Raw genomic sequence first — 12,718 nt, forward strand, 5'->3', positions numbered from 1 at the left:
TACCGCAGCGAGAACCGGTATTCATGACAGGCGAGCCAGGGAGGCGGGCCGCGATTCTTCCGACAGGGGATCACGGCCTGCTTCGCGTCTGGGATCCGGGCAATGGCGCGCCTCCCGCCGCCAGTTGGACTCCACTACCAGCAGCATCTGCTTTCCATCTCCTCCCGTCGAGCCCCATCCAGCATGCTGAGGCATGTGCGCTGGCCTGCAGCCACGGATGTTTCGCAAAAACAGCCCATTATTTCGTTTGACTCACAAAGGGGAAACAAGGTAGGTTGAACTCCCACTACTCCGGAGTTTCCGCATGGTTCGCGCGTACCTGTTTCTGTCGCTGTTTATCCCATTCACCTTTTTCTGCGCGCTGAGCGCGCTGCTTGGTACGCTGCTGGATGCCAGCGGCAGGGTCTTTTCCGCCCATGCCCGCTTCTGGGGGCGCGGCTCCCTTTTTCTGGCCGGTACACGGGTCAGGCTGACCGGTGTCGAGCATCTTCCTTCCGGGCCGGTCATTTTCATGAGCAATCACCAGAGCGGCTTCGACATACCGACCCTGCTGGCGGTTCTGCCGCTGGAGACCTGCTGGATCGCCAAGAAAGAGCTGTTCGACATTCCGGTGTTCGGGAGCGCCATGGGGCGCGGCGGCTATATCCCGCTGGACCGTCGCGATGCCCACCGGGCATTGAAGAGCCTGGAGATGGCCGTCAAGGTCGTCCGCTCCGGAAGGAGTCTGCTCATTTTCCCCGAGGGTACCCGCTCCATGGATTTTCGGCTGCTCCCCTTCAAGCGGGGCGGCTTCAAACTTGCGCTCCAGGCTGGAGTGCCGGTGGTACCGCTAACCATCAACGGCAGCGGCCGGGTGAATCCGGCTGGCAGCATCCGGCTCTACCCCGGCCGGATTTCCGTTACCCTGCACCGGCCGATCATGCCGCCAGCCGGTTTTTCTCGTGCCCAAGCCGAAGTCCTGTTGCGGGAACGGGTGCATGATGCCATTTCATCGGTGCTGGAGATCTGACGCATGCATGCCGGATTACTCTACATTCCGTTGGTCCTCGCCGGTCTGGCCGCCATTGCCTGGGGGCTTCCGGCGGCGCACCGCCTGCGCCCTCCCCTGGACATCTGCGCCGCGCTCTTGGTCATGGCCGGCGTGATACTGAGTGTTCTGGGGGTTTTACTGATGGTCATTCCCCATTTCTTCGGGTGAAACAATGTCTGAACGCATTAAGAGTATTCTGGTCAACGGCGTGGTGATGGCGCTTATTTGCCTGGTGCTGTTCGTGGCCGGAACCTGGTGGCGCATGCGGACCCAGTTCAACCTGGGCGAGGAAGCCTTCCGGCGGGGAGACTTCAGCGGCGCCGTGGCGGGTTATGAATCAGCCCTGCACATGTACCTTCCCGGTCACCCGGCCATGGACAGGACTGCACGCCGGCTCTGGGAGATGGGGGAGTCCAATGAACGCCAGGGTGACCTGAGCCGTGCCCTGATCGCCTACCGCGCCCTGCGGAGTTCCTACTATGCGGTTCGCTGGTTGCGGCAACCGGGACAGGAGTGGATTGCGCGCTGCGACAGGAAGATCGCTGCCCTGGCGCCGCTCCAGATCGAGAGATAACAGCCCCTTTACGGAACAGCCGGCGGGAGACCGCGCAGGCGATGTCCCGGGGCAGGAAAGATGACACCATGAATGATAATGATTTCAACGAAAACACCGATCCCCTGCGGATCATCCCCCTGGGTGGGCTGGGTGAGATAGGCCTGAACATGATGGCCTACGAGTGCGGCGGCGACATCCTCATCGTCGACTGCGGGCTCATGTTCCCCGAGCCGGACATGCTGGGGATCGACTACGTCATCCCGGACATCGGCTGGCTGCGCGAGCGCGCCGGCCGCGTGCGTGGCATCTGTCTGACCCATGGCCACGAGGACCACATCGGCGCGCTTCCCTTCGTGTTGCAGGAACTGAACGTACCGCTCTTTGGCACGGCCCTGACGCTTGGGTTTGTGAACGAGAAGCTGCGCGAGTACAAACTGGACGATCTGGTGGAGCTGGTCACCGTCAGGCCCCGTCAGAGCGTGGATCTGGGCTGCTTCCGGGTCGAATTTCTGCGGGTTGCCCACTCGGTGGTTGATGGCTGCGCCCTGGCCATCACCACGCCTGAGGGGGTCGTGATCCATACCGGCGACTTCAAGATCGACCAGACGCCGGTGGACGGTCAGCTGACCGATCTGGCCTCCCTTTCCCGCTACGCTGAGGCCGGGGTGCTGGCGCTCCTGTCCGATTCCACCAACGTGGAACGGGAAGGATTCACCCTCTCGGAGAAGTACGTGGGCGAGGCATTCGCCGAGATCTTCCCCAAATGCCCGGGACGGATCATCGTGGCCGCCTTCTCCAGCAGCATTCACCGGGTGCAGCAGGTGGTGGACGTGGCCGTTGCCCATGGACGCAAGATCCTGCTCAATGGCCGCTCCATGATCGCCAACGTGCGCATCGCCCGTCAGCTGGGCTACCTGACCATCTCCGACAGCGACCTGATGGACCTGAAAGAGCTGGGCCACCTGTCGCCCGAGCAGGTCTGCATCATCTCCACCGGCAGCCAGGGGGAGCCGATGAGCGCCCTGACCCGCATCGCCATGGATGACCATAAGCAGATCAAGCTGGAAAAAGGGGATACGGTGATCCTCTCCTCGCGGGTGATCCCCGGCAACGAGCGCACCATCTCCGAGCTGATCAACCACCTTTACCGCCGCGGCGCCGAGGTCTTCCACGAAAAGGTCTCCGAGGTGCATGTCTCCGGCCACGCCAGCCAGGAGGAGCTTAAGCTGATGCTCAACACGGTGCGTCCGCGCTTCTTCATCCCGATCCACGGCGAGTACCGCCATCTGGTCAAGCACATCCAGCTGGCCCGCAAGGTCGGTATTCCCGAGGAACGCTGCATTCTGGCCACGAACGGTGATGTGGTCGCGTTCTACGCCGATACGGCCGCCATCGTGGAAAAGATCGATTCGGGGCGGGTGTTCGTGGACGGCAAGGGGGTCGGCGATGTGGGCAATGTGGTGCTTAAGGACCGCAAACATCTCTCCGAAGATGGCATGGTGGTGGTTATCATCGGCATCAACCAGTCCTCCGGTGCCCTGATTTACGGGCCTGATATCGTGTCGCGCGGTTTTGTCTTCGAGGACGAGAGCCAGGATTACCTGGAGACCAGTCGTGCCGTCGTCTTGGAGGCATTGGACGAACTGAACGACGAGATGCGCTGCGACAGCGAAGAGGTGAAGCAGGCCGTGCGCCAGGCGCTGCGCCGGTTTTTCAAGAAGAGCATCGAGCGGCGGCCGGTGATCCTGCCGGTGATCATGGAGATGTAGGCCCGGCCGCTGGCGGGAATTATTGAATTACATGGGGTATGTGTGGCGCTTCTCTCTCTTCGTAACATAACCGTCGCCTTTGGCGGCCCACCGCTTCTGGACGGCGTCAACCTGCAGGTGGAGGCGGGCGACCGGCTCTGCCTTTTGGGGCGGAATGGCAGCGGCAAATCGACGCTGCTGAAGCTGATCAGCGGTGAGCTGCCCGCTGAACAGGGGGAGGTAGCCCGTCAGCAGGGTCTGCGGGTCGGGCTGGTTTCCCAAGAGGCGCCACCGGGACTGACAGGGACGGTTTTCGACGTGGTTGCCTCGGGAATGGGCAATGCCGCCGAGCTCTTGGCCCAGTATCATCAGGTGGCCCATCGGTTGTCACTTGAGGGGGGGGAAGAGCTGCTGACGCGGCTGGAATCGTTACAAAAAGAGCTGGAGGAGAGCGGAGGCTGGCACCTGAATCAGGAGGTAGAGCGTCTCCTCTCCCGCCTTGACCTGGATGCCGAGGCAGCTTTCGACACCCTGTCGGGGGGGACCAAGCGACGTGCGCTCCTGGCCCGTGCCCTGGTGGCGGCGCCCGATATCCTGCTTTTGGACGAGCCGACCAACCATCTGGACATCGAAACCATCATCTGGATGGAAGATTTCCTGCTGAAGAACGTCAAGACACTGCTCTTCGTGACCCATGACCGTGCCTTTGCGCGACGCATGGCCAACCGGGTCGCCGAGCTGGATCGGGGGAGGATCTACTGCTTCTCCTGCGGCTATGACGCCTTTGTGGAGCGGCGCGAGGAGTTGCTGGCGGCGGAGGTGGCCCGTCAGGCTCTGTTCGACAGAAAGCTGGCCCAGGAGGAAGCTTGGGTGCGACAGGGGATCAAGGCGCGTCGTACCAGGAACGAGGGGCGGGTCAGGGCGCTGAAAAAGATGCGCGAGGAGCGGAGGCAGCGCCGGGAGCGTCAGGGAACGGCCCGCATCCAGCTGCAGGAGGCGGAACGCTCCGGCAGGCTGGTGGTGGAGGCGGAGGAGGTCTCCTTTTCCTATGACGGTCGGGCGGTGATACGCAACCTGACCACCACCATCATGCGCGGCGACCGGGTCGGCATCATCGGCCCCAACGGTTCCGGCAAGACCACGCTGCTGCGGCTGCTCTTGGGTGAACTTATCCCCCAGGGGGGGGCGATTTCCCTCGGCAGCCGCCTGGAGGTGCTCTACTTCGATCAGATGCGCGAACAGCTGGAGCTGGACAAGAGCGTGCAGGAGAATGTTGGCGAGGGAAACGACACCCTGATGATCAACGGTGCTCCGCGCCACATCATCGGCTATCTGCAGGATTTCCTCTTTACCCCGGAGCGCGCCCGTAGCCCGGTCAGCATCCTCTCGGGTGGCGAGCGTAACCGCCTGCTGCTGGCCAAACTGTTCACCAGGCCCTTCAACGTGCTGGTGATGGACGAGCCGACCAACGATCTTGACGTGGAAACGCTGGATCTGCTTGAGGATCTTCTGCTGGAATACACGGGCACGTTGCTGCTGGTGAGCCACGATCGTGAGTTCCTGGACAACGTGGTGACCAGCACGCTGGTAGTGGGAAGTGACGGCGTGGTACGCGAGTACGTTGGTGGGTATGGGGACTGGCTGCGGCAGGCGGAAGCTGAAGCACAGCCCACTGCGGCAGTTGCGCGTCCTGTGCAGGAAAAGCCGAGACGGCAGGCAGGGCGTCAGCGTAAACTCAGCTTCAAGGAAGAGCGGGAACTGGAGGTGCTGCCGGATATGATCGCGGCCCTGGAGGAGGAGCAGGAGCAGCTGCACGCCACCTTGGCCGATCCCGCGTTTTACAAGGGGGCTGCCGCGGAGATCGTGGCGCTCAACAGTCGCCTGGAGACGCTGGAGCATGAGTTGGTCGAGGCCTACCGGCGCTGGGAGGAACTGGAAGCGTTGAAGTAGGGATGGCGACTCTGGGCCGAATGTCGATGTCACGGGGAAAAAAAGCCCCTCCGGAATAATCCGGAGGGGCTTTGCGTTGTTGCGATGGCAGGGAGTCTGGCCTGCAGCAGAGAGTCCTCAGATCCAAGCGTCTCCGCCATCGTAGCGGTAGTCGCCGACCTTGGTCTTTGGAGTTGCCTTGAATTTTGCCTCGCGTGCGTATCGTTTTACCTTCTCGGCGGCGCTTCCCCCGAGGTCGGACAACTGCTCACGGACTTCGCGACCCGGCTTGGGTGCCAGCAGAAGTGCGGCAACGGAGCCTATGACGGCGCCGGAAACAAAGGCTATAACGGCTGCTGCTGCATTGTCGTTAGTAGTGGACATGACGGACTCCTTTGAAACGGGGGTGAATTGGATCCGGAAGAGAAATGCCCCTCTTTCTAGCACAGCGGATTGCGCAAAGCAAAATCTTTTATCCTGGGGGCGGCGACATGCGGACAAGGCTGTCGTTGTTAAGCCAGAGGAGTTTCTAGCGCTGCTCCGATCTTTTGTTCGGAATCCAGGTGAAAACGAAGCCTCTCCCCGCGGATACTGCGTATCGGCACTGCCGGATTCCGCAAGTGTGCCATGGACTGAAAAAAATTGTGGTTCATGTGTTGCTGCAAACATGCTGCATTTCGTGTACTCTTTGTGCGCTCTTTCGTGGAGGCACGACGGACTGTTGTTGCTATGTCATTGTTTTTGCAATGAAAATATGGCGTGGTTTGGGTATGCAGTGTCGTCGTTTCTGTCCCGGGCAATGGCCGTAGATCGGCTTTCGATGACTGTTCGGTGACATTAAAACTTTGCTTGACCATGTGGGTTAAAATTGTTATAGAGTAGTGAATATTTTACTATCGCTAAAATAGCGGTTGATAAGACGGAGAATGTAGTGCTTGAGCGTGGTTGTGTACAGGTGTATACCGGTAACGGCAAGGGAAAGACAACAGCCGCGCTTGGCCTGGCTTTCCGTGCAGTTGGTCGCGGGTTGCGGGTTTGCTTCTTCCAGTTTATCAAGGGGAGCGGCACCTACGGCGAACATCTGCTGGCGGAGAAATTAGCTCCGTTGATGACGATCATTAGAACCGGCCGGCCGGGGTGGGTTAACACGAAGGATATCACCGCGGATCGCCAGGCTGCCCAGGAAGCACTGGAACAGGCCAAAAAAATTATGGCCTCGGGCGAATATGACCTGATGATTCTTGACGAGATCAATGGTGCCACCGCGTTCGGACTGATCGACGTGGAGCAGGTGCTGGAGTTGATCCGAATGAGGCCTGAAAAGGTGGAGTTGGTTCTTACCGGGCGAAGCGCCCCCCAGCAGGTCATCGAAGTCGCTGATCTGGTTACGGAAATGCGCGATATCAAGCATTACTATTCGGCAGGAGTGCCGGCGCGGACAGGTATCGAGATGTAGAAGGCCGTTACTGGCCGAGTGTGTTGCCAATAGTCACTCCGGCGTGAATTTGCGTCACGTTTGCCAAAATGCAAGCTGTTTTTATGTTTTGTGCCGTGCCGTTTTTTGTTGGTTAGAAAATATTCCATTACCCTAGAAGGAGGAAGTATCTCATGGCAGAAAGAACATTGCGCGTACTTGTGGGCAAACCTGGTTTGGACGGACATGACCGGGGAGCCAAGATTGTTGCACGGGCCTTCCGTGATGCCGGCTTCGAAGTTATCTACACCGGCCTGCACCAGACTCCTGAGCAGATCGTTGCCGCCGCCATCCAGGAAGACGTTGATTGTGTCGGTCTGTCGATCCTCTCCGGCGCCCACAATACCCTGCTCCCGCGCGTTACGGAACTGCTGAAAGAGAAAGGCGCTGACGACATCAAGGTGTTCGGCGGCGGCGTTATCCCCGAAGACGACATCCCAGGTCTCAAGGCAGCGGGCATACTGGAAGTTTTCACTCCCGGCACCTCCACCGACGACATCGTGAAGTGGATTCGTGGCAACATTCCGCCGCGTTCCTAAGGGGCAGGCAGGGTAGTAGGTGACAGGTACGCACCCGTGGATTCACGGGGCGCTACCCAGAAAACAAGATCGCTGTGAAACCCGGAAGCGGGCGGGCGCATTCAGCCTGTCTCCGCTTCCGGTTTTATATATCTATACGACAGGAATAAGCCCATGCACCTAGCTGATATGGTTCTTGATGGTAATGTTCGCTCAGCGGCGCGACTGATGCGCGATATCGACGATGCCCGTCCCGAAGCTGTTGAAGAGTTGAAACTGCTCTACCCCCGTACCGGCAATGCCTATATCATCGGCATTACCGGTCCTCCCGGCGCCGGCAAGTCAACGCTGGTGGATCAGTTGACCAATACTTTCCGCCAGCGGGGCAAGAAAGTCGGTGTGGTCGCCATAGACCCCACAAGCCCCTTTACCGGTGGCGCCATCCTCGGCGACCGTATCCGCATGAGCCGTCATGCTGCTGACGAGGGGGTCTTTATCCGCAGCTTGGCCACCAGGGGGGCATTGGGTGGCCTTTCGCGCTCGACCTCTGATGTGGCTTTGGTCCTGGATGGCCTTGGCATGGATGTGGTAATTATCGAGACCGTTGGGGTCGGCCAGGACGAGGTGGATATCGTCAAGGCTGCCCATACCACCTGTGTGGTGATGGTTCCTGGTCTGGGAGACGATATCCAGGCCATCAAGGCCGGTATCCTGGAGATTGGCGATGTCTTCGTGGTCAACAAAGCCGACCGGGACGGGGCGGATCGGACCGCCCGCGAACTGGAGAACATGCTGGAGATGCGCAAGGCGTCGGAAGGTAGCTGGACTCCCAAGGTCAAGAGAACCGTTGCCCAGCTTGGCAAAGGCATAGATGAGCTGGTTGACGAAATCCTGGCTCACCGTGACTATCTCTTCTCCAGCGGCACGATCAATGATTTTCTGCGTGAGCGTAACAAGCGCCATTTCGTGGAAATCCTGAGAGATAGCCTGCTCAAGCAGGCCATGGCAACCATGGAGCAGGAAGGCGGACTCAACCAGGTGCTTGACAGGATCGGTTCAAACGAAATAGATCCCTATTCCGCTGCCGAGGATGTCCTGTCGAAAATGGTGGGATGCGCTGCCGAATAAATACAGACCTGCTTGAGGTGGCTGAGCAGAATTGCTCCCCCCCCTCTCCTGGAGTTTGATCGACCGCTACGGGGGGTGCGTGCGCCCGTGAACCAGTTCATTTGCCACCTTCTTTTTGCTACTCAAGTTTCTTTGGGAGCTGGATCCACCCCCAGCTCCTTTTTTTATCCACCTGATTCCCGGCATCACGCGTTGGGGAAAGCAGGAGCCTTTCAGGGGAGAGTGCTGATGACGCTGCGCCTGCCGGGTACGGAAAACCTCTGACTGCGCGATTTCGTTTTATTTGTTTGAAATATTTCAGCTTTGTTCTATACTCGGCAGCAGATTCAGTTCTCAACTGATATTTGGAGAGATGGATATGACCTATGTCGGAATCGCACTGATAGTTGTTGCCATCGCATTCTGTGTCCTTGTGTTGACACTGATACCGACAATTCTTGCCGTAAAGCGGACGGCCGACTCGGTGAGTGCCCTGCACGACGTGGTCCAGCAGGAACTGAAGCCGACCATCAAGGAGTTGGCCGCGGTTCTGGCTGAAATACGGACCATCAGCAGCGGCATTGCCGCGCACACTGACGATGTAAAGTGTTTCATGTCGGCTTTGGGAGAAACCGGCGCCAATCTGCATACCATTAATCGCACGGTCGGTGTAACCGCTGGCGTGCTCAATACCGCATCTGTCTGGGTAACCGGCGCCAGGGTTGCGGGAAAATATGTGTTAGAGCGCTATCTAACAAAACGGGGAGGAAACTGATTATGTCAGAAGAGAAGGGAATACCCGCAGGAACCGTATTGGTATCGTTTATGGCCGGCGCGGCGATTGGCGCCGGGCTTGCGCTGCTGCTTGCGCCCAAGAGCGGGCCCGAGATGCGAGAGACCATCACTGACTTTGCCGAGGATGCCGTGGACAAGATCAGGGAATACGCCAAGGATGCCCAGGAAAAGATCAAGACCGCTATCGATGAGGGCAAGGATACCCTGGCGGAGAAAAAGAGCATACTGGGATCGGCTATCGAAGCCGGTCGCGAGGCGATGCAGAAGGAAAAAGAGCAGAGCACGTCGCTGTAGCCAAAACTACAGCTTTTCTAAAGCCCACCTTGGTGGGCTTTAGTTTTTTGGGGCTATTCATGTTTTTTCGCAGTCTGTTCTGGCGACCGTATCCGTCTTCGACGGGTGGTGCTTTCTGACCGGCATGGGTCGGTCCTGGCGCTGCTTGGTGTGTGAGTGGCGTGCAAGTGCTTGATTCGTAAGGATAGTGATAAGATTGACTTTCAGTGGGAACTCCGTTATAGTTTTCCACTATGCTCTCAACCGCAAAGAAAACATCTCTGTTAGCGCTTGCAGGCCTGTTGTGTCAGGCCCTGCCCGCCCTCGCGGCCGAACCGGCCCACTCGCTGCTGGCGGAGTTGAGCCGTCCGTCCACCCCGCACTCTTCCAGCGCTGAGGCGCCCGCTCTGCTGTCGCAGGTTGAACGCCAGGGCGAGAACGTGCCTGGGCTGGTGTCGGAGCTTTTTTCCCTTGAGGAGATCAAGGGCAGGGGGGTGGAAGGTGTTGAGCTTGAACTGCCCGAAATCGATTTGCCTCTGTCCGATATTCCCCTGACCTTCAACAGCAAAGTCGAGTACTTTCTCTATTACTTTCAGACCAATGGCAAACCCTCATTTTCTCGCTGGCTCTCCCGCTCATCCCGCTATATCCCGATGATGAAGGAAATCCTCAGGGGCAAGGGACTGCCCGAAGATCTGGTCTATGTGGCGATGATTGAGAGCGGTTTTCACCTGCAGGCCCGCTCCTGGGCCAATGCCGTTGGTCCCTGGCAGTTCATCTCCGAAACCGGCCGGCGCTATGCCCTGCGCATCGATCAGTGGGTCGATGAACGCAAAGATCCGGTCAAGGCGACCACAGCGGCTGCCCTCTATCTGAAGGAACTGTACGGGATGTTCAACGGTGACTGGTACCTTGCGGCCGCGGGGTATAACGCCGGTGAGAACAAGATCCTGCGCGCCATAAATATGTATAACACCAGCGACTTCTGGGAACTCTCCCGTGGTTCCTATCTCAAGCGGGAGACCAAGGAGTATGTTCCAAAGCTGCTGGCCGCCGCCATCATCGCCAAGGAACCGGCCCGCTACGGTTTTTCCGATATCGCCTATCTGCCGCCGATCGAGTTTGATACGGTCACCGTTCCGACCCGCACCGACCTTGACTTGGTGGCCCGACTCACCGGTACCACCTATGAAGCCATCAAGGAGTTGAACCCCGATCTGCTCCACTGGTGTACGCCCCCCAACTATCCGGATTTTACCCTCAAGCTTCCCAAGGGGACCAAGAAGAGATTCATCGCTGGACTGGCGAACATTTCCGTCGAGCAGCGCTTCACCGAAAAACTGCTGTATACCCGATACCAGGCTCGCAGGAACGATACGATCGCATCCGTTGCACGTCGTTTCAATGTTTCACCGGAAGCCCTGACTCAGCTGAACGGGCTCTCCAAGAGGAGCCACATTTCCGGCAGATCGCTGATCGTACCGGCCAGGCAGATGGGTGCTCCCGTTGACCAGGTGCGAACCGCCTCGGCGCCGAAAAACAGCCCAAAGGGGGAGTACGCCAAATACCACGTCGTGAAAAAGGGTGATACGCTGGAGTCCCTCGCCCGGAAATTCAAGGTTTCCGCGAAGCTCCTCTCGGCCTGGAACAATCTGAAGGGCAAGATTGCTCTCAAGCCGGGTCGGCGCATCATCGTTGCCCGCTTTATCGAAAAAAACGGAGAGATGGTTCCCACCGGCAGCAAAGGCTGACCTTACCTTACTACCTGCAATCGAATCACATGAAAGGAAGAATCGATGTATAACATTCTGATTGCGGCAGGATCAGCTGTGGCTGTTCTGCTGATACTGCTCTTTGGTTTCAAGCTTGCCTGGTGGAGTTCGCTGCTGATCGCCCTGGCACTGTTTACAGGCGTCTATCTGATCACGCTGCGTCTGATCATGAAGAAGGTCATGGTGTCCATCGAAGCCGCCGGCAAGGACCTGCAGGCCCAGCGTTTCGAGAAGGCCATCCGCGGGTTGAAAGACGCGCTCAAGTACGGAAAATGGCAGATCTATGTGGAGGGGCAGATCAATTCCCAGATCGGCTCGATCTACTACATAAAGCGGGATTTCGCCAATGCCTTTCCCTATCTGGAGAAGTCGTTCTTCAAGAACTGGGCATCCATGGCCATGCTGGCTATCTGCTACATGAAGCGCCAGAAAAAAGATCTTATGGTCCGCACCTTCGAGAAGGCGGTCCAGTGGAGTCCGAAGGAGCATCTGCTCTGGAACATCTATGCCTATTGCCTCAACGAGTGCGGTGAGTCGACCAAGGCCAAGGAGGTCTTGGAGAAGGGGCTCAAGAAGATGCCCGGAAATCCGCAGATCAAGGAGAACCTGGAACTCCTCGGCCAGGGGAAGAAGATGAAGATGCGCAGCTATGGCGATCTCTGGTTCCAGTTCCATCTGGAGAGCGTTGCCGCTGTTCAGAAGCACCAGATGGCGGCCATGGGCGGCCGCATGCCGCGGCGCAAGATGGTCAGGAGGTAATGCCAGCTCTTCCCGTTGCTAGAAAAATCATGATACACGAACGGCCTTCCTTTTTCCGGAAGGCCGTTCGTGTTTTCGCGCCGTCGACGTGGTGACGGTTTCAGCAGCGTAGGGGCAGCATTCGCCACCCCGGTGTCTACTTCTTCACAGCCGGCTTTACCGCGACCGCCAGTGTCTCCGTAGCGGTTATCACAACCTCGTCACCAACCTTCACATTGTTCAGGTTCTTCTTGTTCTCGATCTTGACGACCTTGTATTTGCCGTCTGCCAGTTTGAGGGTGACGCTTGTCTTCTGGGGACTGATGGATTCGACGGTGGCTGTTATGCTGACGTTGGCTCCCGCAATCCCTGACGGTTTTTCACCCGGTTTGGCAAGCCGCTCCGTAGCCACTGTCGCCGCGCTTCCCTGGGGCGCTTCACCCGGCTTGAAGACCTGTACCGCAATGGACTGGTAGTAGGTGATCTCCACCTGGTCGCCGACCTTCACCTGGGGCAGGTTGGTGACCTGTGGACCGGCAGTGATGTCGAAGAGGTTGTCCTTGGTGTCCCTGAGCGTTACGACGCGCGTGTCGAGGTCGATTGCTTCGACTGTGGCGGTGATGCGGGTGGTCCGCTCTTTTTTTACCGACGGCTTTTTTGCTGTTTGAGCGGCTTTCTTCTTTGCCGCCGGGGCTGTGTCGGTGGCGGCAATGGAAACCGTGGTGAATGATGCTGCAAGCAAGGTTACTGCAAGAACAGCGGCCAGTCTTTTCATAGA

At 58.3% G+C, this 12,718-nt stretch carries 13 protein-coding genes and 3 pseudogenes; 14 read left to right on the forward strand and 2 right to left on the reverse strand.

The annotated features are described in order from the left end of the window. Positions 1-304 precede the first annotated feature (304 nt). The 7 genes and pseudogenes from PPRO_RS01855 to PPRO_RS21790 form a co-directional block, all read left to right on the forward strand. Positions 305-1,009 (forward strand): lysophospholipid acyltransferase family protein, encoded by a 705-nt coding sequence (locus PPRO_RS01855; protein ID WP_011734328.1) that lies wholly within the window; start codon positions 305-307, stop codon positions 1,007-1,009. Positions 1,010-1,012: 3 nt separating this feature from the next. Continuing rightward, on the forward strand, positions 1,013-1,198 hold the full coding sequence (locus tag PPRO_RS01860) for a hypothetical protein (protein ID WP_011734329.1): 186 nt from the start codon (positions 1,013-1,015) through the stop codon (positions 1,196-1,198). A 4-nt stretch (positions 1,199-1,202) separates the two neighbouring features. Continuing rightward, positions 1,203-1,604, forward strand: coding sequence for a tetratricopeptide repeat protein (locus tag PPRO_RS01865; protein WP_011734330.1), 402 nt, complete (start codon positions 1,203-1,205; stop codon positions 1,602-1,604). A gap of 68 nt (positions 1,605-1,672) precedes the next feature. Further along, entirely contained in the window at positions 1,673-3,355 is a 1,683-nt protein-coding gene (locus PPRO_RS01870) for a ribonuclease J (protein ID WP_041532466.1), read from the forward strand. Positions 3,356-3,472: 117 nt separating this feature from the next. Then, positions 3,473-4,237 (forward strand): annotated as a pseudogene (locus PPRO_RS21780) (ATP-binding cassette domain-containing protein); the annotation flags it as partial. 195 nt (positions 4,238-4,432) lie between these two features. After that, positions 4,433-4,744 (forward strand): annotated as a pseudogene (locus PPRO_RS21785) (ATP-binding cassette domain-containing protein); the annotation flags it as partial. A gap of 333 nt (positions 4,745-5,077) precedes the next feature. Next, a pseudogene (locus PPRO_RS21790) lies at positions 5,078-5,284 on the forward strand (ABC transporter ATP-binding protein); the annotation flags it as partial. Between the two features lie 117 nt (positions 5,285-5,401). Here the strand turns inward: PPRO_RS21790 and PPRO_RS01880 are convergent. Beyond that, positions 5,402-5,647, reverse strand: coding sequence for a YtxH domain-containing protein (locus PPRO_RS01880; RefSeq protein ID WP_011734333.1), 246 nt, complete (start codon positions 5,645-5,647; stop codon positions 5,402-5,404). A 547-nt stretch (positions 5,648-6,194) separates the two neighbouring features. On the opposite strand from PPRO_RS01880, the gene cobO reads away from it, so the two are divergent. From cobO to PPRO_RS01915, 7 genes are all read left to right on the forward strand, one after another. After that, complete coding sequence (gene cobO, locus PPRO_RS01885) at positions 6,195-6,719, forward strand: cob(I)yrinic acid a,c-diamide adenosyltransferase (protein WP_011734335.1); 525 nt, start codon at positions 6,195-6,197, stop codon at positions 6,717-6,719. A 152-nt stretch (positions 6,720-6,871) separates the two neighbouring features. Then, entirely contained in the window at positions 6,872-7,276 is a 405-nt protein-coding gene (locus tag PPRO_RS01890) for a cobalamin B12-binding domain-containing protein (protein WP_011734336.1), read from the forward strand. 153 nt (positions 7,277-7,429) lie between these two features. Continuing rightward, a complete protein-coding gene (meaB, locus tag PPRO_RS01895) occupies positions 7,430-8,383 on the forward strand; it encodes a methylmalonyl Co-A mutase-associated GTPase MeaB (protein ID WP_011734337.1) in 954 nt (317 codons plus the stop codon). Positions 8,384-8,741: 358 nt separating this feature from the next. Then, a complete protein-coding gene (locus tag PPRO_RS01900) occupies positions 8,742-9,137 on the forward strand; it encodes a DUF948 domain-containing protein (RefSeq protein WP_011734339.1) in 396 nt (131 codons plus the stop codon). Between the two features lie 2 nt (positions 9,138-9,139). After that, entirely contained in the window at positions 9,140-9,451 is a 312-nt protein-coding gene (locus PPRO_RS01905) for a YtxH domain-containing protein (protein WP_011734340.1), read from the forward strand. Between the two features lie 233 nt (positions 9,452-9,684). Continuing rightward, complete coding sequence (locus PPRO_RS01910; protein ID WP_011734341.1) at positions 9,685-11,181, forward strand: lytic transglycosylase domain-containing protein; 1,497 nt, start codon at positions 9,685-9,687, stop codon at positions 11,179-11,181. Between the two features lie 45 nt (positions 11,182-11,226). Beyond that, positions 11,227-11,961, forward strand: coding sequence for a tetratricopeptide repeat protein (locus PPRO_RS01915; protein ID WP_011734342.1), 735 nt, complete (start codon positions 11,227-11,229; stop codon positions 11,959-11,961). A gap of 136 nt (positions 11,962-12,097) precedes the next feature. Here the strand turns inward: PPRO_RS01915 and PPRO_RS01920 are convergent, their stop codons facing one another. Continuing rightward, positions 12,098-12,715 (reverse strand): hypothetical protein, encoded by a 618-nt coding sequence (locus tag PPRO_RS01920; protein ID WP_011734343.1) that lies wholly within the window; start codon positions 12,713-12,715, stop codon positions 12,098-12,100. Between the last annotated feature and the right edge of the window lie 3 nt (positions 12,716-12,718).

The sequence above is a fragment of the Pelobacter propionicus DSM 2379 genome, from assembly GCF_000015045.1.
Lineage (GTDB): Bacteria > Desulfobacterota > Desulfuromonadia > Geobacterales > Pseudopelobacteraceae > Pseudopelobacter > Pseudopelobacter propionicus.

Excerpts from the sequence above, each read along its gene's own strand:
- PPRO_RS01855 (WP_011734328.1), top strand. The coding sequence starts at position 305 with ATGGTTCGCGCGTACCTGTTTCTGTCGCTGTTTATCCCATTCACCTTT.
- PPRO_RS01860 (WP_011734329.1), top strand. The coding sequence starts at position 1,013 with ATGCATGCCGGATTACTCTACATTCCGTTGGTCCTCGCCGGTCTGGCC.
- PPRO_RS01865 (WP_011734330.1), top strand. The coding sequence starts at position 1,203 with ATGTCTGAACGCATTAAGAGTATTCTGGTCAACGGCGTGGTGATGGCG.
- PPRO_RS01870 (WP_041532466.1), top strand. The coding sequence starts at position 1,673 with ATGAATGATAATGATTTCAACGAAAACACCGATCCCCTGCGGATCATC.
- PPRO_RS01880 (WP_011734333.1), bottom strand. The coding sequence starts at position 5,647 with ATGTCCACTACTAACGACAATGCAGCAGCAGCCGTTATAGCCTTTGTT.
- PPRO_RS01890 (WP_011734336.1), top strand. The coding sequence starts at position 6,872 with ATGGCAGAAAGAACATTGCGCGTACTTGTGGGCAAACCTGGTTTGGAC.
- meaB (WP_011734337.1), top strand. The coding sequence starts at position 7,430 with ATGCACCTAGCTGATATGGTTCTTGATGGTAATGTTCGCTCAGCGGCG.
- PPRO_RS01900 (WP_011734339.1), top strand. The coding sequence starts at position 8,742 with ATGACCTATGTCGGAATCGCACTGATAGTTGTTGCCATCGCATTCTGT.
- PPRO_RS01905 (WP_011734340.1), top strand. The coding sequence starts at position 9,140 with ATGTCAGAAGAGAAGGGAATACCCGCAGGAACCGTATTGGTATCGTTT.
- PPRO_RS01910 (WP_011734341.1), top strand. The coding sequence starts at position 9,685 with ATGCTCTCAACCGCAAAGAAAACATCTCTGTTAGCGCTTGCAGGCCTG.
- PPRO_RS01915 (WP_011734342.1), top strand. The coding sequence starts at position 11,227 with ATGTATAACATTCTGATTGCGGCAGGATCAGCTGTGGCTGTTCTGCTG.
- PPRO_RS01920 (WP_011734343.1), bottom strand. The coding sequence starts at position 12,715 with ATGAAAAGACTGGCCGCTGTTCTTGCAGTAACCTTGCTTGCAGCATCA.